General features: G+C 64.7%; 19 protein-coding genes and 1 pseudogene. 10 read left to right on the top strand and 10 right to left on the bottom strand.

The window, feature by feature from the left end:
- From C480_RS14020 to C480_RS13995, 5 genes are all read right to left on the bottom strand, one after another.
- Positions 1–2,111, bottom strand: a 2,111-nt coding sequence (locus C480_RS14020) for a dipeptide ABC transporter ATP-binding protein (RefSeq protein ID WP_006666273.1), incomplete at its 3' end; no start/stop codon positions are given.
- A gap of 2 nt (positions 2,112–2,113) precedes the next feature.
- Positions 2,114–3,022 carry a nickel transporter permease gene (gene nikC / locus C480_RS14015; protein WP_006666272.1) on the bottom strand — a complete coding sequence of 303 codons (909 nt, stop codon included), beginning with the start codon at positions 3,020–3,022 and terminating at the stop codon, positions 2,114–2,116.
- Positions 3,019–3,963 (bottom strand): nickel ABC transporter permease, encoded by a 945-nt coding sequence (gene nikB / locus C480_RS14010; protein WP_006666271.1) that lies wholly within the window; start codon positions 3,961–3,963, stop codon positions 3,019–3,021. The genes nikC and nikB overlap by 4 nt, the downstream gene beginning before the upstream one ends.
- 201 nt (positions 3,964–4,164) lie before the next feature.
- Positions 4,165–4,365 (bottom strand): hypothetical protein, encoded by a 201-nt coding sequence (locus C480_RS14000; protein ID WP_006666269.1) that lies wholly within the window; start codon positions 4,363–4,365, stop codon positions 4,165–4,167.
- A 385-nt stretch (positions 4,366–4,750) separates the two neighbouring features.
- A complete protein-coding gene (locus C480_RS13995) occupies positions 4,751–5,179 on the bottom strand; it encodes a nickel-responsive transcriptional regulator NikR (RefSeq protein ID WP_006108539.1) in 429 nt (142 codons plus the stop codon).
- A gap of 152 nt (positions 5,180–5,331) precedes the next feature.
- Between C480_RS13995 and C480_RS13990 the strand changes: the two are divergent.
- Positions 5,332–6,195, top strand: a pseudogene (locus tag C480_RS13990) (YihY/virulence factor BrkB family protein).
- 27 nt (positions 6,196–6,222) lie between these two features.
- On the opposite strand, the gene C480_RS13985 reads toward C480_RS13990, so the two are convergent.
- Positions 6,223–6,876: an ERCC4 domain-containing protein gene (locus C480_RS13985; RefSeq protein ID WP_006666266.1), complete on the bottom strand. Its 654-nt coding sequence runs from the start codon at positions 6,874–6,876 to the stop codon at positions 6,223–6,225.
- 151 nt (positions 6,877–7,027) lie between these two features.
- On the opposite strand from C480_RS13985, the gene C480_RS13980 reads away from it, so the two are divergent.
- From C480_RS13980 to C480_RS13970, 4 genes are all read left to right on the top strand, one after another.
- On the top strand, positions 7,028–10,315 hold the full coding sequence (locus C480_RS13980; RefSeq protein WP_006666265.1) for a bacterio-opsin activator domain-containing protein: 3,288 nt from the start codon (positions 7,028–7,030) through the stop codon (positions 10,313–10,315).
- Between the two features lie 106 nt (positions 10,316–10,421).
- The gene (locus C480_RS23060; RefSeq protein ID WP_006666264.1) at positions 10,422–10,562 is read left to right on the top strand and encodes a rubrerythrin-like domain-containing protein; all 141 of its coding nucleotides are present in this window, start codon (positions 10,422–10,424) and stop codon (positions 10,560–10,562) included.
- A gap of 93 nt (positions 10,563–10,655) precedes the next feature.
- On the top strand, positions 10,656–11,432 hold the full coding sequence (locus tag C480_RS13975) for an NAD(P)H-hydrate dehydratase (RefSeq protein WP_006666263.1): 777 nt from the start codon (positions 10,656–10,658) through the stop codon (positions 11,430–11,432).
- 45 nt (positions 11,433–11,477) lie between these two features.
- Positions 11,478–12,140 (top strand): class I SAM-dependent methyltransferase, encoded by a 663-nt coding sequence (locus C480_RS13970; protein WP_006666262.1) that lies wholly within the window; start codon positions 11,478–11,480, stop codon positions 12,138–12,140.
- An 84-nt stretch (positions 12,141–12,224) separates the two neighbouring features.
- Here the strand turns inward: C480_RS13970 and C480_RS23865 are convergent, their stop codons facing one another.
- Positions 12,225–12,386, bottom strand: a complete 162-nt coding sequence (locus C480_RS23865; RefSeq protein ID WP_006666261.1) for a hypothetical protein — start codon at positions 12,384–12,386, stop codon at positions 12,225–12,227.
- Positions 12,387–12,513: 127 nt separating this feature from the next.
- On the opposite strand from C480_RS23865, the gene C480_RS13965 reads away from it, so the two are divergent.
- Together C480_RS13965 and C480_RS13960 are read left to right on the top strand one after the other, a co-directional pair.
- On the top strand, positions 12,514–15,318 hold the full coding sequence (locus tag C480_RS13965; RefSeq protein ID WP_006666260.1) for an ATP-dependent helicase: 2,805 nt from the start codon (positions 12,514–12,516) through the stop codon (positions 15,316–15,318).
- Positions 15,319–15,757: 439 nt separating this feature from the next.
- Positions 15,758–16,627: an amidohydrolase family protein gene (locus C480_RS13960; protein WP_006666259.1), complete on the top strand. Its 870-nt coding sequence runs from the start codon at positions 15,758–15,760 to the stop codon at positions 16,625–16,627.
- A gap of 205 nt (positions 16,628–16,832) precedes the next feature.
- Here C480_RS13960 and C480_RS13955 read toward each other — a convergent pair whose 3' ends face one another.
- Both C480_RS13955 and C480_RS13950 read right to left on the bottom strand, forming a co-directional pair.
- Complete coding sequence (locus C480_RS13955; protein WP_006666258.1) at positions 16,833–17,600, bottom strand: IclR family transcriptional regulator; 768 nt, start codon at positions 17,598–17,600, stop codon at positions 16,833–16,835.
- Between the two features lie 171 nt (positions 17,601–17,771).
- Positions 17,772–19,763, bottom strand: coding sequence for an oxidoreductase (locus tag C480_RS13950; RefSeq protein ID WP_006666257.1), 1,992 nt, complete (start codon positions 19,761–19,763; stop codon positions 17,772–17,774).
- A 243-nt stretch (positions 19,764–20,006) separates the two neighbouring features.
- On the opposite strand from C480_RS13950, the gene C480_RS23510 reads away from it, so the two are divergent.
- The 3 genes from C480_RS23510 to C480_RS13940 are packed head-to-tail and all read left to right on the top strand — an operon-like array spanning position 20,007 to position 21,954.
- Positions 20,007–20,168: a hypothetical protein gene (locus tag C480_RS23510; RefSeq protein WP_161607010.1), complete on the top strand. Its 162-nt coding sequence runs from the start codon at positions 20,007–20,009 to the stop codon at positions 20,166–20,168.
- Positions 20,165–20,332 (top strand): hypothetical protein, encoded by a 168-nt coding sequence (locus C480_RS23505; protein WP_161605626.1) that lies wholly within the window; start codon positions 20,165–20,167, stop codon positions 20,330–20,332. The genes C480_RS23510 and C480_RS23505 overlap by 4 nt, the downstream gene beginning before the upstream one ends.
- Positions 20,332–21,954 carry a sodium:solute symporter family transporter gene (locus C480_RS13940; RefSeq protein WP_006666256.1) on the top strand — a complete coding sequence of 541 codons (1,623 nt, stop codon included), beginning with the start codon at positions 20,332–20,334 and terminating at the stop codon, positions 21,952–21,954. Before C480_RS23505 ends, C480_RS13940 begins: the two co-directional genes overlap by 1 nt.
- Before the next feature lie 53 nt (positions 21,955–22,007).
- On the opposite strand, the gene C480_RS13935 is transcribed toward C480_RS13940, so the two are convergent.
- Positions 22,008–22,595 (bottom strand): HD domain-containing protein, encoded by a 588-nt coding sequence (locus C480_RS13935; RefSeq protein ID WP_006666255.1) that lies wholly within the window; start codon positions 22,593–22,595, stop codon positions 22,008–22,010.
- Between the last annotated feature and the right edge of the window lie 3 nt (positions 22,596–22,598).

Raw genomic sequence — 22,598 nt, 5'->3', positions numbered from 1 at the left:
GGGTGGAAGGCACAGCCCGTGGGCGGCGCGGCGAGATTCGGCGGTTCTCCTGCGAGCGCATCGCTGCCCGACCCCGTCGCCGATCGCGACCCGCCGTCGGCTCCCGTTCGACCGTCCGGGATCGCATCCAGCAGCGTTTGCGTGTATGGATGTGCCGGATTCGAGAGCGTCGAGCGCGCCGGCCCGACCTCGACGAGTTCACCGCAGTACATCACCGCGACCCGATCCGCGATGTGGCGAACGACGTCGAGGTCGTGCGAGACGAACAGATACGCGAGTTCGAGGTCGTCCTGCAGGTCGGCGAGCAGATTCAGGATCGTCGCCTGCGTCGACACGTCGAGTGCGGCCGTCGGCTCGTCCAGGACGAGCACGGACGGCTCCAGCGCGAGCGCGCGAGCGATCGCGACGCGTTGGCGCTGGCCGCCCGAGAGCTGTCGCGGGTACCGATCGGCGACGGCGGGCGAGAGTCCGACCAGCGAGAGCACCGTCGCGATGCGATCATCCCGCCGCGGCTCCGCCCACCCCGCTTCGAGGAGCGGTTCGCCGATCGACTGTGCCACCGTCCGTTTCGGATTGAGACTCGCGCCCGGGTGCTGGAACACGACGTCGATCTCGGCCAGTTGTGAACTCGTCCGCGCGTCGACGCCGCCGACCCGCTGGCCGCGGAGGCAGACCGTTCCGTCGTCCGGCGTTTCGAGGCCGGCGACCAGGTGGGCGAGCGTCGACTTTCCACAGCCGCTTTCGCCGACGAGGCCGACGGTTTCTCCCGGTCGAAGGTCGAGGGACACGCCGGTAACGGCCGGCACTCGGTCGTCGGTTCCGAGGAGTCGATCGAGGAGCGCGTCCGACTGTCGGAAGGATTTCGTGACGCCCTCGAGTTCGACGATCGGCTCGGCCGCGTGTTCCGGTCTCGGTCCCGGTCCCGGCTCCGATCCCGATCCCGAGTTGCCGCCCGGGTCCCGTCCAGAATCGCCGTCCGGAGCAGCCGCCGCAGCCGCGGCTGTATCCGCGCCGCCGTCGACGGCCAGCGACGGCGCGTCGCGTTGCGCGTCGCTCCGGGTGTCCGGCTGGGGGGTCCGCACCGCCTCGATCGGCGCGTCGCGGGCAGCCGGCACGTCACACCGAACCGTTCGGTCCGATCCGACCGCGACCGTCGACGGTGACGATGTCCGACAATCGGTGGTCGCGAACGGGCACCGATCGGCGAACGCACACCCCGATGACGCGGCTCCGTCCGGCGGCGTCCCCGCGACCGTCGGGAGCCGCGACCGGGGCTCGGTGCGGCGCGGCAGACACCCGAGCAACGCCTTCGTGTAGGGGTGTGCAGGATCCGACCGGAGTTCGTCGGCCGGCCCCCGTTCGACGACGACCCCGTCGTACATGACGACGATCCGGTCACACAGCGCCGAGACGACATCGAAGTCGTGGCTGATCACCAGCATTCCCATCCCGCGTTCGTCGTTGAGTTCGGCCAAACGGTCGAGGATCGCCGCCTGCGTCGTCGTATCCAGGGCCGTCGTCGGTTCGTCGGCGATCAGGACGGACGGCTGCCGAGCGAGCGCGATCGCGAGCATCGCCCGTTGACGCATCCCGCCGCTGAACTGGTGGGGATAGTCGTCGACTCGCCGATCGGGCTGTGGAATCCCGACGGTCTCCATGAGTTCGAGGACGGTCGAGCGCACGCTCGTCGATCGGAGTCGGGCACTCGCCCCGAGCGCGAGTTCTTTGAAAAACGGCTGCGCGTCCGGCTCGCGGTGAACTCGAAGGGCCTCGGCGATCTGCTCGCCGATCGGGTAAACCGGGTTCAACGTCGTCGACGGGTCCTGAAAGACCATCGCGAGTTCTTGGCCGCGGAGCCGTCGGAGCGTCCGGTCGTCGGCCGTCGTCAGGTCCTGCCCGTCGTAGCGAATGCGCCCGTCGACGATCTCACCGGGAGATTCGAGGCGGACGATCGAGCGGGCGGTGACCGACTTGCCGCAGCCGCTTTCGCCGACCAGACCGACGATTTCGCCGGGGCCGATCTCGAACGACGCGCCGTTGACGGCGTGCACGGTGTCGGACTGGGTGCGAAAGCGAACGTGGAGATCGTCGATTTCGAGCGGACCACCCATCGTCAGGTTCGCCTCCGTTGTCGGTCGTCCAGGTGGTCGGGGTCCAACCGGTCTCGCAATCCGTCCCCAAGGAGATTGAAACCGATGACGGTCGCCATGATCGCGACGCCGGGTGCGGTGATGAGCCACGGGGCCGATCGCATGTAGTTTCTCCCGTCGGCGATCATCGACCCCCATTCGGCCGTCGGGGGCTGTGCACCCAGTCCGAGGTAGGAAAGCCCGGCAGCCGCGAGGACGATCGTTCCGAGGTTGAGCGTCGCGAGGACGATCACGGGATTCACGACGTGGGGGAGGAAATGGCGCTTGACCAGTCGGTGCCACGGCGTCCCGTAGAGCGTCGCGGACTGGACGAACGGGCGCTCTTTGACGGAGAGGACCGTTCCTCTCACGACCCGTGCGTACGACGCCCAGCCGACGATCGACAGCGCGATGACGACGTTTCGAAGGCTCGGCCCGAGGACGCCCGCGATCACGAGCGCGAGCACGAGGCCAGGGAACGCGAGCTGGATGTCGACGAGTCGCATCAACAGTACGTCGACGAGTCGGCCACCCGTGGCGGCGAGCAGGCCGACCGTCGTCCCGAGGACGAGTCTGACGAGCGTCGCCGCGAGCGCGAGTGCGAGCGAGACGCGGGCCCCGTACGCGAGTCGGGTCGCCACGTCTCGGCCGAGCGCGTCGGTACCGAGCGGATGGGCGAGCGACGGGCCCCGCAGTCGCATCTCGAGCACCTGCGTCGTCGGATCGTACGGCGACACCACCGGACCGACGAGGGCGACGAGGACGAGCAGTCCGATGACCCCGCCTCCGAGGCGGATTGCGGTATTCGTGTGGAAGGCGAACCGCCGGTACCGCCGGTACAGCCCGCCGAGACCAACGTTCGACGGGACGAGTTCAGTCGTCGATTTACTCACGGTCGCTCACCTCTGCGTTCGATGCGCGGGTCGAGGGCGATGTACGCGAGATCGACGAGTTGATTGGTCACGACGAACGCGAACGTCGTGAGCAGGACGACGCCTTGCACGATCGGATAATCTCGGGCGAAGACGGCGTCGACGAGCAGCGTGCCGAGACCCGGTCGTTGAAAGACGGCTTCGACGACCACGGCACCGTTGATGACGGTCCCGAACTGGAGTCCCACGATCGTCACGACTGGCACGAGAGCGTTCCGGAGCGCGTGTTTGTACACCACGAGCCGTTCGCGGACGCCTTTCGATCGCGCGGTATCGACGTAGTCGGCGTCGAGTACCTCGAGCATCGATGCGCGGACGAGGCGCGTGACGATCGCCGCCATCCCGGTGCCGAGCGTGAGCGCCGGGAGGACGAGCTGGCCGAGCGTTCCCGCGCCGCTGACCGGCGTCAGGCCGAGCCACAGCGAGCAAACAAGGATGAGCAGGTACCCGAGCCAGAAGTTCGGCATCGAGACACCGACCAGCGCGGCGATCTGGCTCGTTCGATCGATCCAGGTACCGCGGTGGACGGCGCTTACCACGCCCATCGGAACGGCGAGTAGCACCGAAACGGCCGTCGCCGCCAGCGCGAGTTCGAGCGTGTTCGGAAGCTGTGCGAGCACCAGCGAGGTGACGGGTTCGGACTGCAGATACGAGGTGCCTAAATCGCCCTGTACGGCGTCGGTGAGCCACGAACCGTACTGGACGAGGAAGGGATCGTCGAGTCCGTGCTCCGCGCGAAAGGCCGCAACTTCCGCGGCCGAGGGTGAACTCTGGCGTTGTTCTCTGAGGATCGTATGCGCCGGATCACCCGGCGTGAGAAACACGAATCCGTACGTGATTAGCGAGACGCCGGCCATCACCACCGACAGCGAGCCGAGTCGAGCGAGGAGGGATCGCAGCATGCTAGTGCTGGATCGTCGTTCGTCCCCGCCCGAGAGTACAGTCCGCGATGGCGGTCGTCGATTCTCCGTCGATCACCGTCGAGCGCCCTCCCATGCAATATGAATTGTAGTAGTGAAAGTGTGGTTGTAAAACTTCGGGTTTCGTCGCGGCGTACTCATTGACGGTCGTCGGCTGAGGTGAGACCGGTCGGTCGTGGCACATCATTCGTTCGCGACCGGATACTCCAAGTCCCGTTCGTCGGCCAGTCGGCCGATTTCCGCGAGCATGTCGCCGTGGAATCGACGGCAGTCGTACCCGTTCGGGAGTTCAAGGAGGTTCTCGCCGCGCTGTGAGTGTCCGGTACCAAGGCTCTCACTCGAAACAGGCGCTGGGATCGGCAACCGGATCGTGCTCGATTGCATACTCCGATTATGAATACCTACTACTAAAATACTAACTATTAATACTGAGAGCTGTTTGAGTAATAATAGATGCCACCAATGAGGTTCGCGGTCGAGTTGGGCGATCGACACCTCCTGCGAACTGTCAGCGAAGCAGCTGTCCGTCGTCGTCGAGAATCGCATCGGGAAGACGAAACAGCGCAAAAACGAGGGCGTGCCGTCGGGTTCGATCGGTGGACCCGAGTTCAGGTATCCGTCTCGATGATCGATCTCGCCCGCCTCGGGAACGGGGGTTCAACGCCCGGTCGCCGGCGGTGACGGCTCAGCCGGTCGGTTTCGAAAACGAGACTGGATCCCGCCGAGACGGCCACTGAATGGTGACTGAGACGGTACGGCGGTTTCGTCCTTAGCTCATCTCGGCCAGCGGCCCGAAATCGTCGACGGGAAGCACCGAATAATCGATCGTGAGCGTGTCTTTCGTCGCTCGAATCTTGCCGACGAACGTCGAAATCTCATCGAGCGATCCCTCGAGCACGAACAGTTCCATACAGTGGTGGCCACCGACGTGGCTGTGGAAGTTCGAAGCGACGAGATCCTCGTGTTCGTGGCGGAGGTGCATCATCTTCTCTTCGACGCTCGTCGTCTCGTAGTCGAACACCACCGTCACGACGCCCATCAGGTCGCGACCTTCCAGTTTCTTGTCCTCGAACTCGCCGAGGAGATTACGACTCGCCTCTCGGAGCACTTCGCTCCGGCCGGAGTAGCCGTGATCCTCGGAAAACTGGTCGATCCGTTCGAGTAACGCTTCGGGCATCGAGACGCTAACGACGCTCATATAATAACACAGTCGCCACAAAATGTTAAATATTGTTATCTCACTTATCGACGGGGCCGAGACGACTCCCGGTGATCTCACGCGTCAACGAACGTCCACCGGACGCCTGCCGACAACCGTACTCACTTCCGATCGTTCGTTGTCGACAGCGTATGGCCGACTCACGGACACGGACACGGACGGCGAGTTCACTCGCACTCGTCAGAAACGTCGCTGCTGTCGCCCGAAAGTACCATCTCAGCGTCATCTCCGCCGCCTCGCATATCACGCGTTCAACGCACTCATCCCGCTCCTCATCCTGCTGCTCGTCGGGATGAGTCTCGTCGACACGTTCGAACCACTGCTTCGCGCCGTCGAGGCGGCAACTGAACTCGAGGGCGTTCTCACCCAGGATGCACTCCTCGTTACGGGGACCACTGATACCAATATCGTGCGTGCTGGAACGCTTGCGTTCGTGATTCTGCTGTGGAGCGGTGCCCGGCTGTTCCGGGCGGTAAACAGTGCGTTTGCCGAGATCTACGGCGCACGAAAAACCCAGTCGTCCGTCGCCAACGCGGCGACGGTACCCCTCGTGACAGCCGTCAACGCCGCGCTGCTCACGGCGACGGTTGCTCTCGGCGTCACGCTGGATAGCGTCGTCGATGTGAGTCTCTCCGTTTTCGTCGGTGGCACGGTAGCAACGGCCGCAAGCAGCGTTCTACTCGCGTTCCTCCTGCTCGTCGTGTTCTTCCCGATGTACTACCTCTTCCCGCCGGCCGGGGTCTCCGCGCGCGATCCTCCCCGGCGCGCTATGTGCGGCCCTCTCCTGGACCGTACTGTCGCTCGGCTTTCGCATCTACGTCTCGACCGCCGAGAGCGTCGCACTGTTCGGTATCGCCGGGACCGTCCTGCTGGTTCTCACCTGGGTCTACTTCGGCGGACTCTGTCTGCTTCTCGGTGCCGCCCTCAACGGCCGCGTCGATCCGGATGACGGCTGGGAGCCGATGCGCGACATCGCCCCGACCGAGATTTCGTGACCGGACACGCCGTCCCGCGAGACGTGATTACTCACGAACTGCCGCGGCGACCGTTCGCGCTCGTGTTTCGCCGATACCGTCGATCCGAGTCAGATCCTCGACGCTCGCTTCGAGCAGGGATTCGACCGTCGGATACCGTTCGTAGAGCACGGTCGCGAGTTCGGGACCGATGCCGTCGATGCAGCCGTACATTCGTTTGGTCGTCGGTTCGCGTCGGCTTGGAACGGCGCCCGGAGAGAGCGGCCGTGTCGAGGCCGTGTCGGTGTGTTTGTGGGCGAGTCGAACGGCAAAGTCGACCAGTTGCGGCCGGTCGGTACAGGGGATTATCGGGACCGAGTGACGGGCCGTGATAGACGCCATCGACCCGCGGATCGCAGTCGGAGAGACGGTCGTTCGCAGCGACTCGAAATCCGAGAAGTCACCCTCGAGCAGCACGTACGCGTGTGTGACGGCAGCGTCGAGCCGTTCGACCTGGTCGTACAGATCCGGTCCGGACCGTCCCACGACGCTTGAGACGTAGTCGCGCGGCGTCTTGCGCTCGATGCCGACCGGCCCGATCGTGATGTCACCGGCCGACAGCCGATCGACCGTGACGCCCGTTACGTCGGGGTGGTCGCGAACGGTCGAGACGAGCGCGGGCGGTTCCCTGTCGTCGACCGCGACGGTAACGGCAGTGGACATACGCCCCGTTCGGTCTCGAGCCGTGAACGAGTATCGGTTCCCGTATCGAGTTCGTTCGGAGACGGCGATGCGTCCGGGTGCGCGTGGTCTTGCGAGGGCGCGACTGGCGGAACCGGTACCTTCTCTAGACCCTGTTACGTATTCCCAGTGAATGGGTTCCGCACGGATGGACGATAGCGAACCGACGCGACTCCTCGTCGCCGGGTTCGACGGCGAAGCCGAGTTCAGCGATGAGAGCGAGGACGATGGTACCGACGAGGCCGCTCTCGTGCCGGACGAGGTGGACGACTGCCGGAGCGTCTCGACGATGGCTGGTGCGCGTTCCGAACTCGAATCGGACAGCGTCGCTGTCGACTGTCTGGTGACGGCGGGGGAGTTACCGGATGGGACCGGTCTCGAACTCCTCACGTCGATCCGCCATCGCGAACGGCAGACGGACGCGGATATCGAACTGCCGGTCGTTCTCGCGCCGGCGGATGGCAGCGAAGCGCTCGCGAGCGAGGCTATCGCCGCAGGTGTGACGGAGTACGTTCCGCGCTCGGGTTCCGAGTCCGGGGCCGAAACCGGAACTGAAGCCGGGACTGAAACCGAGGCCGAAACCGGAACTGGGACCGAAACGGATACTAATACCGGTGCCGGCTCCGAGTCCGCCGATCCGCGGCTGACCGACGCGGAGACGACCCGCGAGAAACTGACGACGGCTATCGAGCGGGCGATCGCACACGGTCGAACCCGAGAGCGACGGCGGGCAAAGGCGCGACAGTTCGAGGCGGTTTTCGACGACCAGGAGACCTACGCCTGGGTGCTCGCTCCCGATGGCACCGTTCGCCGGGCGAACAGTACGTCGATCGCCGACCGTGGCGCGTCCGCGGGCGTGGATCCGAACGCGACGGCGGACGCAAGTCGCGGCCGTTCGTTCTGGTCGCTCCCGCTCTGGGAGTCCGTCGAGGGGGACCGGGAGGCGATTCGACGCGCGATCGAGACGGCGGCGACCGGACGGCTCGTCCGGCGGGAGGTGACGATCGAGCGCGAGCGGGCGACGGACCGCGAGACGCGGACGCTCGAGCTGACGGTCCGCCCCGTCACCGACGAGGCGGGGACCGTCGCGTCCCTGTTCGTCCGGGCGACGGACGTCACCGAACGCGCTGCGCTCGAGCGCGAGCGACGCGAGTCGGAGGAACTCCACCGAGTCACGTTGAACAACATGACCGACACCGTCCTCATCACCGACGACGAGGGCGAGTTCACCTACGTCTGTCCGAACGTCCACTTCATCTTCGGCTACACGGACGAGGAGATCTCCGAGTTCGGATCGATCGACGACCTGCTCGGTCCCGACCTGTTCGACCGCGCCGAACTCGCCGCGGAGGGCGTCCTGACCAACATCGAGTGTACGGCGACGGACAAGGCGGGACGCGAGCACACGCTGCTGGTTAACGTCCGCGAGGTGTCGATTCAGGGCGGGACGATCCTCTATAGCTGTCGCGACGTGACGATGCGAAAGCGCCGCGAGGAGGCGTTGACGGCGCTCCATCGAACCGCCCGAGAGCTGTTATACGCCGAGACGGATCGGGAGATCGCGGATATCGCGGTCGACGACGCGACGGACGTCCTCGATCTGGAGGCGAGCGCGGTGTACCTGTTCGATACCGACGCGAACGTCTTCCGCCCCGCCGCCCGGTCGGCGTCGATGCGAACGTTACACGGCCCGCTGTCGTCCCAGCAGGTTGGCGACAGCATCGCAGGCGAGGTCTTCGTCGACGGCGAGAGTCGGTTCCTGGCGGACGTTCACGAGTCGCCGCTGCTCGCCGACCCGACGACGGAGATCCGAAGCGCCGCGTTCGTTCCGCTCGGCGACCACGGCGTCTTCGTCGCGGGCTCGGACGAAGTCGGCGTCTTCGACGATATCCGTCGCGAACTGACCGACCTGCTGGCGGCGACGGCCGAAGCCGCGTTCGACCGCGTCGACCGGGAGCGCACGCTCCGCGAACGCGACCGCGAGCTCAAACGGCGAAACCAACAGCTCTCGCGGCTCAACCGACTCAACGAACTCATCCGGGAGATCGATCACGAACTCGTCCGGGCCGAGACCCGCGAGGAGATCGAACGCGGCGTCTGCGACCGGCTGACCGCCGCCGATCGGTTCTCGTTCGCCTGGATCGGCGCGACGAGTTCGGCCGGCGACCGACTCGAGTCGCGCGCCCACGGCGGGACGGACCGCGGGCGGGACTACCTCGATAGCGTGTCGTTTTCGTTGCCCGCTCTCGAATCCGATGGGACCGATGCGGCCGACGTAGCCGACGCGGTCGACACGACCGACGCGGCCGATGTGACCAACGCAACCGACGCGAACGAGCCGTCCGGGACGGCCGGCACGGACGACCGACGGAACCTCCGCCACCGCGAACCGGCCGTCAGAACCGCCGTCACGCGCGAGGAAACGGTCGTTTCGAACGTCGTCGACGACCTGCGCGACCAGGCGTGGCGAACCGACGCGCTCGACCGCGAGTACCAGTCGGTGCTCGCCGTGCCGCTCTCCTACGACGAGTTCACCTACGGCGTCGTCACCGTCTACGCGAATCAGCCGGACGCGTTCGACGACGTGACGCGGACGGTGCTCGCCGAACTCGGGGAGACGATCGCCTCGGCGATCGCGGCCGTGGAGCGAAAGCACGCGCTGCTGTCGAACACGACGACGCGCCTCGAGTTCGCGGTCGCGGACGAGAACTTCGTCTTTACGCGCCTCGCACGCCGGGCGGATTGTACGATCTCGTTCGACGGCGGCGTCCGCCAGCACGAGAACGGGGCGACGGTGTTTGCCACCGTCGAGGGAGCGTCGGCGGCGGCCGTCGTGACGGCCGCAAGTGAACTCGTCGCGGTGGCGGATGCGCAGGTCGTCAGCGAGCGCCCTGCGGGCGCTGATTCCGATGACGACGATGACGACGGCGGCGATACCGGGGCGGACGGCGACGAGCGAGAGGGGACCGTCCGGCTCGAACTCTCGCGACCGTTCGCCGCCGTCCAGCTCGCGGATCACGGCCTCGTCCTCAGGAGCGTCACCGCGACGCCCGAGTTCACCCGCGTCGTCGTCGACGCTCCCTACAGCGTCGACGGCGGCGGGAGCGTCGATATCGTGACGACGGCGTTCTCGTCGGTCGAACTCCGGTCGAAACGCCAGCTCGATCGGACGACGCCGCAGGACCTCCGTTCCGAACTGCTCGATCGGCTGTCCGACAGACAGCTCGAAGTCGTCCAGTTCGCCTACTACAGCGGGTACTTCGAGTCGCCGCGCGAACGCTCCGGCGAGGAGATCGCGACGATGCTCTCGATCTCTCCATCCGCGTTCTATCGACACACCCGAACCGTCCAGCGAAAACTACTCACCGTTCTGTTCGACGAACTCGGAATCCCGGCAAGTACTGCACCACCCGTTGAATAGTGAACCCTTGTCACCACGGCGGGCTAGATAGTGAACGGACACGCTCATCCTAATATAACTAATATTCCTTAGTGGACAGTCGTTGCCCACAGCACTACTCAGTACGATGAAAGATATCGAACGCAACCCCGACGAGGAATCGGTGTACGAGTGTTTCAACTGCGGAACCATCGTTACCGCCACGGCGGCGGGCTCGTGTCCGGACTGCGGTGCCGATATGCGAAATCGACAGACACCGATCGAATAAGCGCCACGCGATGCTGGCGGGTCCCGATAGCGCCGGGTCGCAACCGGAACTCGCTTGCCGAATGCCTACTGTCGCGCCCGCTGAACCGATCGTATGGGACGGCTTCAGCGAACGCTCTCGACCGTTTCCGAGGCGGACGACACCGACAACGGTCGCGTCGCCGTCGTCGGCGGGAGCATCGAGTATCCGAATCAACCCGCACTCGTCGGGGAAGCAGCGCTTCGCACCGGTACCGATCACGTCCGCACGCTGGTCGCCGAGCCGATCTACGACATCGTCGCCGGCTACTCCCCGAACCTGCTCGTCAGTCCCTACGACGGCGAGCGGTTCGATTCGACCGCCGTCGACGACACCGTCGCCGTCTGCGAGTGGGCGGACGCGTTGGTGATCGGTCCCGGGCTCGTCGACGCCGACACGGCCGCGATTCGGGACGTTATCGACCGGACCGACGTTCCCATCGTCGCCGACGCCCTCGCGATCGAACCGGCGCTCGACTCGGACCTCTCGAACGTCGTCCTCACGCCGAGCGACGCCGAGGACGACCCGATCCACGACGGTCACGAGTCCCTCGAGCAGTTCACCGAGGAAACCGGTGCCGTCCTCACGCTGACCGGCGATGTCGACGAGATCGTCGTCGACGGCGAACGTCTCGAGAACGACACCGGCACGTCGGCGCTGACCGTCGCCGGTACCGGCGACACGCTCGCCGGNATCACCGCCTCCCTCCTCGGCCAGGGCATGGATCGCCGGACCGCCGCCGAACTCGGTGCCTGGATCCTCGGCAAGAGCGGCGAACTCGCGACGGCCGAGTTCGGCCCGGGACTCGTGGCGACCGACGTTATCGATCGGATTCCGAGCACGATTCGCTGACGGGGACAATTGGTATGAGGCGTCCCGTGGTCGTTCACGCACGCCATGGCTTCCAGCACGAGCGCTTCGACTACTGACGCGTCGAACGACATCTCGAGCCCGCTGTTCGCCGCAGTGTACGACTACGTCGTCCCGGACCGGCTCCTCTTCGCACCGCACCGTCGGTATCTGACCGCCGGTCTCGACGGTCGTGTTCTCGACGTCGGCGCTGGGACGGGGACGAACTTCCCGTACGTCGCAGCTACCGACGAGTCGGTCGAGTTCCACGCGATCGAACCGGACCCGCACATGCGCCGCCAGGCCGAGGCGCAGGCGGCCGAAAGCGACTGCGCCGTCGACCTGCGGGACGCCCGAGCGGAGTCGATGCCCTACTCCGACGACGCGTTCGACGCGGTCCTCGCCAGTCTCGTCTTCTGTACGATTCACGACCCCGACGTTGCGCTGGAGGAAGTCGCACGCGTGCTCGCTCCCGGCGGCGAGTTCAGGTTCGTCGAGCACGTTCGCGCCGACGGCTGGCGAGCGACGGGGCAAAACGTGTTGAACCCGCTGTGGGAGCGGCTCGCGGGCGGGTGTCAACTCAACCGAGACACCGTCGAGCGGTTCGTCTCCCACGACGCGTTCGCGGTCGAGACGATCGAGCGGCTTGACACCGGTATCTTTCCGGCGACGCCGATGGTTCGCGGGACGATGCGACGACGGCGCTGCTGAAACGGGGAACCGATTGCAGCGGCGAATTACCGTGGTGACGACGCTATAACGTGGTGGCGACGCTATAACACGGTGACGACGCTACTACTCGGCGGATGCAGACGCATCGTCGGACCGAACGCGATCGAGCAGCCGGTTCGATCGCGCTCCCAGGCCGAGTCCGGCCGCGAACGAGAGCAGACTCGGGACCAGAATCCACACGAGATTCGGATGCGTAGAGCCGGTGTGTAGCAGGGAGTCGAGCATGCCTGTCCCCTCTCGACTGAGTCCAATCAATCTGCCGATCCCGCACGTGTTGTGTCCATCGTCGTTCTGCTTCACTTTCGCCCCGGTGACCAAACCCTCTTACACGCCGCTCCCCCAGACGACGGTGATGGATGGGACCGCGCGCCGCGAGTTGCCGATCGCCGACGACGCTCTTCCGTTCGATCCCGACACCACCGCGATCGAAGACCGCGAGGTGTTCGACCTCCTCGAACCCGCCGTCCAGGAGTGGTGGCTCGAGGAGTTCGGCGAGTTCGTCCCGGAGAACGGTGGCTTCTTCACGCCGCCACAGCGGGGCGCGATCCCGAACGTCCACGAAGGAACGAACACGCTGATCTGCGCGCCGACGGGGTCGGGCAAGACCATGTCGTCGTTCCTCTCGATACTGAACTCGCTGTACAAGCGAGACCGGGAGACGGCGGACGGCCTCGAGAACTCGGTCTACTGCCTCTACGTCTCGCCGCTCAAGTCCCTCGCGAACGACATCCACCGCAATCTCGAGGTCCCCCTCGACGGCATCGAATCGATCGTCGCCGACCGGGACGGCGAGTCGATGGGCGAGATCCGCCACGCCATCCGCCACGGCGACACCGACTCGGCCGAGCGCCAGCGGATGCTCGAGGAGACGCCCCACATCCTCAACACGACGCCCGAAACGCTTGCCATCCTGCTGAACTCGCCGAAGTTCCGCGAGAAGCTTCGGACGGTGGAGTACGTCATCGTCGACGAGATCCACTCGCTCGCCGCCGGCAAGCGGGGGACGCACCTGTCGGTCAGCCTCGAACGACTCGCGGCGATGACCGATCGCGAACTAACCAGAATCGGCTGCTCCGCGACCATCGAACCGCTTTCGGACGTTGCGGAGTTTCTGGTCGGTCGCGAGGAACCGCACGTGCCGGACGCCCCCCAGGGGGGCGAGGTACCGGACAGCGACCCCCGCAACTACGACATCGTCGACGCCCGCTTCGCCCGCGAGTTCGACATCGAACTCGAGTGTCCGACCGACGACCTGATCAACACCTCCCGCGAGGTCGTTCAAGAGCGGTTCTACCGAATGCTCCACGAACACGTTCAGGCGCACACGAACACGCTCGTCTTCACGAACACCAGATCCGGCGCGGAGCGCGTGTTACACAACCTGCGCGAGACCTTCGACGCCTACGACGAGACGAACTCTGGCTGTCACCACGGCAGCCTCTCGAAGGACGTTCGCCAGGACATCGAGGGGCGACTCAAGAGCGGTGAACTCGATGTCGTGACTTCCTCGACGAGCCTCGAACTGGGGATCGACATGCCCCACGTCGACCTCGTCGTGCAGGTCGGTTCGCCCAAATCGGTCGCCTCGCTCCTCCAGCGCGTCGGGCGCGCGGGCCACCGCGTCGGCCAGACCGTTACGGGCCGCGTTATCGCGCTCGACCGCGACGAACTCCTCGAGTGTGCGGTCATGCTGAAGAAGGCCGAGGAGGGGTTCGTCGACTCCGTGTCGATCCCCGAGAACGCCCAGGACGTGGCGGCCCAGCACGTCTACGGGATGGCGATCGCCGAGATCCGACCGGAAGCCGAAATCACCGAGATCCTCCGGCGAGCCTACCCCTATCGGAACTACTCCGACGCCGAGTTCGAATCGCTCATGCGCTACCTGACCGCCGAGTACGCGGGCATGGAGGACAGAAACGTTTACGCGAAGGTCTGGCGCGACGAAAACGACCCGCCCGACGGCGAACACCACTACGAGGAGTTCCCCGTCGGAACGCCGCTGATCGGCAAGCGGGGTCGCCTGGCACGGGTGATCTACATGACCAACATCGGGACGATTCCGGATTCGTTCACCTGCGATGTCTTCACCCGCGCCGGCGACGAGTGGGTCGGCCAACTCGACGAGAACTACCTCGACACCCTGGAGAAGGGCGACGTGTTCGTCCTCGGCGGCGACCACTTCGAGTTCAGCTACCGGCGCGGCTCGAAAGTCTACGTCGATCGGACCAGCGCCCGGCCGACGGTCCCCTCGTGGTACTCGGAACGATTGCCGCTCTCGTACGATCTCGGCTGTGAGATCCTCGCGTTCCAGGCCGAACTGCTCGCCCACTACGAGGAGGGTGGTCCGCCCCGCGTCCGGGCGTGGCTCCGCGAGTTCCCGCTTGACGACGACAGCGTGCGGGCCGTCGCGCGGCTGTTCGATCACCAGCTCCGGTACGCGGGGTCAGACACGGTGAGTACGCCCGACCGGCTCGCCGTCGAGGTCGAACGCGACCGCGAGGAGTACGAGCGCCATTACTACGTGCACTCGAACTACGGCCGCCGGTTCAACGACGGCTTTTCGCGGCTTCTCGCGTACCACTGCGCCCAGGAGGCGACGGCGAACGTCCGCGTCGCGGTCGCGGACAACGGCTTCGTGCTCTCGATGCCGCTCAACCGGAAGGTCGACGTGGCGGGGATCATCGACGACCTCGAATCCGACCGGGTTCGGGAGAATCTGCGCGCGGCGATCGACGGCACCGACCTCCTCCAGCGGTACTTCCGAATCAACGCGACTCGGGCCCTGATGATCCTCAAACGGTACAAAGGCTACGAGAAATCCGCCAGCGAACAGCAGGTTTCAAGCGAGATGCTCCTCGGGTTCGCCGCGGATCTCGAGGAGTTCGCCGTCATCGAAGAGACCTACCGCGAGATTCTCGAAGACAAACTCAACGTCGCCGAACTCGAGGCGTTCGTCGCCGAACTCGAGGCGGGCGATATCGCGGTCGAACGCACGCTGCTCGACTCGCCGACGCCGCGGGCGTTCGGACTGGCGACGCTCTCGGCGAGCGACGTCGTCCTCGCGGAAGACGAGAGCGCCGCGCTCCAGGCGTTTCACGAACACGTTATCGACGAGATCGGCGACGAGTCGCTTCGCGAACTCTCGTCGGGGAGTTAGGGAAAATACCAAGTTGAGTAGTATAAATCGAATCCGTCACGTTCTGATCGGATCAGGGACGAAACTATTTCGAACGCTGATTGTAATATCGCTCTCGACGTACTTCTCGCGCCGGATACCGGCCGGCGAAGGTGAACAAACCGGACCGGATATCGAAGGTGAGGTATCTCACTTCTCCCCACTGAGACGGGAGACGAGATAGCCGCTACACGGCCTTCAAGGCGCGAAAACGCGTATCTATCCCACTCTTTCACTTCCGTTCGTTTTCGGTGAACTCGATCCGACGAATCTCTCCCATAGCTGTTTTATCGGCTACTATTTCACAAACCCCTCTGGAAACTTACTATACTCACGATCGAAATCGGCGCGCAATCGCGTCGCTATCGCTCGGCGGTCACCCGTGGGAACGTACATATACGAGCGTGCCATCGACACCCGTATGGACGGACCGACGGTACTCGACGAACCGCGCGCGATCGATATGCACGCTCACCAGCCGACCAGCGAGTTCCTCCACGACGCCGGCGGCCAGATGATGCGAGACGCCGCCGACCGGTTCGGTGCGGATCTCGAGACGGACACCTACGAGAACATGCGCGCCGAGTACCGCGAAGCCGGCGTCGACAGGGCGATCCTGCTCGGCTGGGACGCTGAGACGAATACCGGCAACCCGCCCGTGCCAAACGATTACGTCGCCGACGTTCGCGACGAGTTCAGCGATTTCTTCGTCGGCTTCGGCTCCGTCGATCCGCTCAAGGACGACTGCGTCGAGGAGGCGATCCGCTGCGTCGAGGATCTCGATCTGTCGGGGTTCAAGTTCCAGCAGATCGCCCAGGGGTTCGATCCCTCCGCCCCCGAGCACGACGACCTCTGGTCGACGATCGAGGATCTCGGCGCGCCGGTCGTCTTCCACGGCGGGAACTCGACGCTCGGCGCGTGTTCGCCGGGCGGTCGCGGGCTGAAGATCAAATACGGGAACCCGATGCTGATCGACGACGTGGCGGCCGACCACCCCGACTTGCAGATTCTCATCGCCCACCCGGCCTACCCTTGGGAGAAAGAACAGCTCGCCATCTGCCAGCAGAAGGGCAACGTCTACATGGATCTCTCGGGGTGGATGCCCCGCTACATCGACGACCAGGTGCTGCACTACGCGAAGACGCTCCTCTCGGACAAGGTCATGTTCGGCACCGACTATCCGATGCTCGAACCGAAACCGTGGCTCGAGCAGTTCGCGGAACTGGACTTCGACGAGGAGCTACAGCGAAAGCTCCTCTGGAAGAACGCCGAGTCGTTCCTCGGTCTCTGATACGGTCTGCTGTAACGATTTACCACTCGACCCCCCGTCGGCTCGGTGTTCGAATAACGGAAACTGAACTCGTCAGCGGCCGGATTATCGAAACGCGACTGATCGGTCGCTCTGCAACCGGTCGTTCTCCCACCGTATAATTACAAGTGTACTACTGTAATCCTCCTCGCAGAGCTGTTCGAACTACTCGAACGGGAGGGCTAGACTACGAGTGTGCCAGATTGATCTCGATTTCGTTCGTCGCGCCGAGCAAGAGCGTGGGGAGGTCGTCGGTGAGCAACTCCCCGCTGAGTCGGTTCGCCGGCCCGGCGATGCTGATCGCACCGATGGCGTCGCCGGATTCGTCTTTCACCGGTGCGCCGACGGCGTGGACACCGGAGACCGATTCCTCGTAATTGAGCGCGTATCCCCGCTCGCGGATCGTTTCGAGCTGGCTGCGAAGTTCGTCTCGGTCGGTGATGGTCTGTGCGGTCTGTGCGGCGAGGTCGTACTCGTCGAGGATCCGTTCGGCTCGGTCCGCAGGAAGGTGGGCGAGGATCGCCTTTCCGGCCGCAAACTGGTGTAGCGCCGTTCGCTTTCCGATCCGCGCGTGTGTTCTGACTGAGTGGCGGCCTTCCGCTCCGTAGATGTGGACGCCGACACCGTTCTCCTCGATGACGCACCAGACCTTCTCGTCGGTTTCCGCCGCGAGTTCATCGACTTTCGGCGTGGCGACGTCGAACAGCGGGTGTTGGTTTCGGACGTGGATGCCGTAGTCGAGAAACCACGTGCTGATGCGGTAGGTGTCGCCGTTTCGGACGACGAGGCCGCGGGATTCGAGCGTTTTCGTGTGGCGGTAGACGGTGCTCTTTGCGAGGTCGAGTTCGTCGGCGATTTCGGTGATGCCGGCGCTGGTGGTGTGTCTGAGAACGTCGAGAATGTCGAACGCCGTCTCGACGGTTTCGACCGGTCGATGATCCGGGTGGCGTGCCATAGTAGCTACTCAGATGGGAGCGTCAAAAGGTTTGTTCCCGCTATTCGAACGCGCGCCGTCGTCGTCGGCCGGCTGGACAGAGGGGAGCGTTCATACGACTGCTGTAAGTCAGTTCCACCGCAACCGCAGGACGGGCGCGGTTGCGCCGGTGAATCGTTACAGGAGACCGTATCAGAGTTCGCGAGCGAGTTCGTGGCCGGCGTAGACGGCGTCGGCGATCCGTCTGGGCGCGACGCAGTCGCCGACCGCGTGAATCGATTCGATTTCGGTCGACGAGCGGAGCGACTCGGCGTCGGCTTTAAGCGATCGATAGAGGTCGTCGTTCGATTCGCGCATCGTCGTGAACACGACGGCATCGGCCTCGTAGCTGCGCCGGTCCCCGGAATAGACGTTCGACGCGACGACCTCGTCGTCCCTCACTTCCTCGAGTGTGTGGTTAGCGACGAACTCGACGCCGAGGTCGTACAGCGCGGTGAAAATCGTCCGCCGTTCGAACGTGTGAAGCGTTTCCTGAAACGCGCTCGCCCGCGGCGTGACGAATATCACGCGATTGTCGGCGGCGAGCGATTGGGCGACGCCGGCGCTGACGTTGTACCCCTCTTCGTCGAAGATGACGATCGTTTGCCCCGAGAGGTCGGTCGCGATCGCGTCGGTGGGGGTGAGAACGTGATCGCGTTCCCACCCCGGGACCGGCTGATGTGAACTCGACGTAGTTCCGGTTTCGTCCCACTCTGCGCCGGTGGCGATGACGACGAGTTCAGCGCCGTAGGTCCGCACGTCGTCGTAGCTCATCTCGGCTCTGGGGCCGGTGTGGACCGAGACGGTCTCGAGGCGGTCGAGTTCCGCCGCCCGCCAGTCGCGAACGCGGTTCCACTCTCCCAGCTCCGGAAGTCCGGCTTCGAAGGTGACGCGGCCGCCGAGTCGGTCGTCGCGTTCCTTGAGGTGGACCAGGTGCCCGCGTTCGCCCATGACGCGTGCGAACTCCATGCCGGCCGGCCCGCCGCCGACGACGAGGACGCCCTTCGGGTCGGCGGCGTCTTCGTACGTTTCGGGCGGCCAGTCACCCTCGCGGCCGACGGTCGGGTTCTGCGTGCACACTAACGGAATGCCCTGTCGCGATTGGGAGACGCAGATATTGCAGCCGATACACTCCCGAATTCGGTCGACATCGCCGTCTTTGACCTTTCGCGGCCAGTGGGGATCGGAAATCGACTGGCGGGCCATTCCGATCATGTCGACGTAGTTCTCCTCGAGGAGCGCCGCGGCGTCGTCCGGGTCGGTGATTCGGCCGGCACCGCCGACCGGCACGTCGAGTTCTCGAGTCGCCGCTTTCAGATAGTCCATCTGGTAATTTTTCTCGTGGCGACGGCTCGGGCCGATCATGTCGTCGATCGACTGCTTGATGCCGATATCCACGTCCCAGAAGTCCAGATCGTCGGACAGTCGGCGCATCACCTCGATTCCGTCGCCGTCGGCGGTGAGCCCGCCGTCGACGCGCTCGTCGATCGTGTAGCGAGCGCCGACGGCCATGTCGGCGCTGACGTTGTCGCGAACTCGTTCGATGGCGTCCTCGAAAAACCGCATTCGGCTCTCGAGGGAGCCGCCGAACTCGTCGTCTCGGTCGTTGTAGAACGGAGAGAGGAACTGCGAGATCAGGTAGCCGTGTGCCGCGTGGAGTTCGATGCCGTCGTAACCCGCTCGCCGCGCTCGATCCGCGGCGTCGCCGAACGCGTCGAGAACGGTTCGAATGTCCTCGCGTTCCATCGCTTTCGGCGTGTAGTTTCGTCCGGTCGGCCGCTGTGACGACGTAAGCGGCGGCTGGCGGCTGCCGTAGTTGCCGGCGGTCGCGCCGCCGTGCCACAACTCGACGAAGAGTTTGCTGCCGTGGGCGTGGACGGCGTCGACCATCCGTTTTTGCGGCGGGATCGTCTCGTCGTCGTGGAGGTATCCCGAATCGACCGGCGTGACGTCGGTCGTCTCGTCGATCTGGCTGTACTCCTGAACGATCAAGCCGAATCCGCCCCTCGCCTTCTCGGCGCGAAAGTCGGTCTGTTGTTGGCCGAGGCCGTACGCGTTGCCGTGTGGCGGCTGGAAGATGCGGTTCGGAACGGTCACCGGACCGAGTTCGATCGGCTCGAAGAGCCGACTATAGGTCGTCGACATACGGTAGTGACTATCGTGGTATTACTTAACAGTACTCTTATGACAACCGTTCTGTGCTTTCGATAGTCGCCGTTTGAACGATCGGGTCTCCAAGGTGACTCCCGTTCGTCGGCGTTTCACCGTTTAGCCGTGCTCCGGGCGAAATATAAGTACACTATCAAGTCACCATCCGCGTTCTGTCACGCGTCGTCGACCGTGGAACATTGAGGTATGTTTATTATGAAAAACCATGTGTGGTGTTGTATGGCACACGATCGACAGTGCGTCCAGCCGCCAGTCCGTCAGTTGACGACCAGCGACCGGCCGATTGAACTCGAGGGGCGGTCGTTTGAGCACGCGAGTGCGGGTGAGAGTGCGAGTGAGGGCAGGAGCGACAGCGAGAACCAAGACGGGGTGACGCGATGAGTTACCTGCTCGGCTTTCCGACGCCGATCGTCGAGGTGTTTCTCACGCTCATCGTGCTCTTCCTCATCGTCTCCGTGTACCTGGGGATGCGGATGGAGGGGACGACGGCCGTTCGAGACGCCGACGAGTTCACCCAGAGCGACGTTCGAGAGGTGAGCGATTGATGGGAGCAACTGTCTTTGGGTGGCCGCTCCAGACGTGGGGTGGCGACCTCGGTGTCGACTACTACTCCCGAACGGCGGTCGTCTTTTTCGTCCTGTTCGCGGCCCTGATGATCGGGATCGGAATCCTGGCCGGGCGATACCAGACGAACGAAGAGGAGTACTTCGTCGCCGGTCGTCGGTCGGGCATCCTCGTCGTCGCCCTGGCCGTGTTCGCCTCCATTCAGAGCGGGTGGGGGATGATCGGCGTGACCGGCACCGGCTACCTCGTCGGGCTCGAGTACTTCATCCTCGTCGGGGGGCTCATCATCTTCGGCTTTACGGGCTCGTACTGGCTGCTCGGCCGAAAGATGCGCGTGCTCGGCGACGTTCGTAACGCGATCACCGCGCCGGACGCGATGTACTACCGCTTTCAGGACGAGCGGGTGCGGCTCTTGGGCGCGGCGGCGGTCCTGCTCGGCTGCATGGGCTATCTCGCCGCCCAGTACGCGGCGCTCGGCATCGTCGGCGCGCTCATCCTGCCGATCAGTTTCTTCCAGGCGCTGGTCATTGGCCTGCTGATCGTCGGCTTTTACACGATCATCGGCGGCATGCTCGCGGCGATCTGGTCGGACGCGGTCCAGGGGTCGATCATGATCGTCGGCGGCATCCTGACGGCCTACTACGTGATCACGAACTCGACGCTCGGCTGGAGCGGGATGACGAACGCGATTCAAAGCGGCAACCCGCAGTACTTCGAGTTCACGCTGCTCGGCGGTGACGGGCTAATGGCGATCGGACTGATCATTTCGGTGATCGTCATTCAGGCAACCGTCGCGGGCCAGCCCCACGCGATCACGAAATTCTACATGGTGCGAAACGTGTCGGTGCTGAAGTGGGGCGCGCTCATCACCGGCGCGGCGTACCTGGCGACGACCCTCTACTGGGTCGCAGCGCCGTTCGTGCAGGCGGCCGTCCTTGAAGGAACGGTCGCCGATCCGGGCAATCCCGACGCGACGTTACCGCTCGCGCTGATCGAGTGGGCACCCGACGTCGTCGTCGCGTTCGTCCTCACCGCAGTCGTGGCCGCGATCATGTCGACGAGCAACGCCTTCCTCAACATGGGTGCGTCCGCCGTCGTCCACGACTACATCATCGAGTACCGAGGGACCGAGCTCACGCAGGCCGAAGAGGTGCGCTGGGGTCGCGTCACGACCGGCGTCTTGCTCGTCGCCGCGGGCGTCATCGCCGGCACGTTCCCGGGGCTCATCTTCGTGCTCGGGGCCGCCGGCTGGGCGATCTTCGCCGCCGTCATCTTCCCCTGCGTCGCGATCGCGTACAACTGGCGCGGTGCGACGGCCGAGGGGGCGCTCGCCGGTGGCGGATCGGGACTCGTCCTCACGATCTTGCTGGCTTACGGGGTTGAGTATCTGGGACTGTCGCTCCCCTACGGCTTCCTCGGCGGACAGGTCGCGACGATCGTCGCCGTCGCGGTGTTCGTCGGCGTCTCGCTCGTGACGACGACGAGCGAGTACGCTGAACTCGACGACGACATCCGGATGATACTGGATCTCGGACGGATCACCGGGAGCCCGGAACAGCCGACGGAAACCATCGCGGATGGGGGTTCGGATACCGAACAGTAACACTCGATTAGTCGACCGTCGATTGTCCGATCGAATCCGTCACCGGTCGGCGTTCAGGCCGTCTGCGAGTACTCCTCGACCCACTCCTGCAGCGTGAGCCCCATCGCGGCCTGGGTGATCGCGTTCGAGGACGCCGAGTTAGCGCTCTTGACGAGTTCAGCTTCGAGCGTCCGGGTCGGTACTTCGCCCAGGAAGTGCGGGATGGCGCGCTGGACCGACAGGGGACAGCCGACCTCGTGGGCGAGGGCGTACCCCGAAATCGAGTGCGGGATTTCGTCGCTGACGTAGCGGGGGGACGGGTCGTCGAGCAACTCGTCGTCGACGAAATCTGGATACTCGTAGCACTTGCCCACGTCGTGCAGGAGGGCGGCCGCGACGATGGTGTCGAGATCGGGATCGGCGTCGTGGAACTCGCGTTGCTGAGTGGCGGCATCGACCGCGATGCGCGTGACGCCGCGGACGTGCTCGACGTTGGTGACCTCGTGGATGTTCCAGGCGTAGGGGATGTCCGTCACGTCCCGCCAGCCGCCGCGGTCGAGGCCCAGGACCCACGCCTCGACGATGCGCTCGCGGAGGTCGTCGCTCTCGACGTGCTCGAGTTCGGGGAGGGCGTCGCGGACCTGGGTGTCGAAGTCGGGCATCGC

This window comes from Natrialba aegyptia DSM 13077, assembly GCF_000337535.1.
GTDB lineage: Archaea > Halobacteriota > Halobacteria > Halobacteriales > Natrialbaceae > Natrialba > Natrialba aegyptia.
Note: the sequence above shows the minus strand (reverse complement) of the source record. Positions and strands in the feature narration are given on the sequence as shown.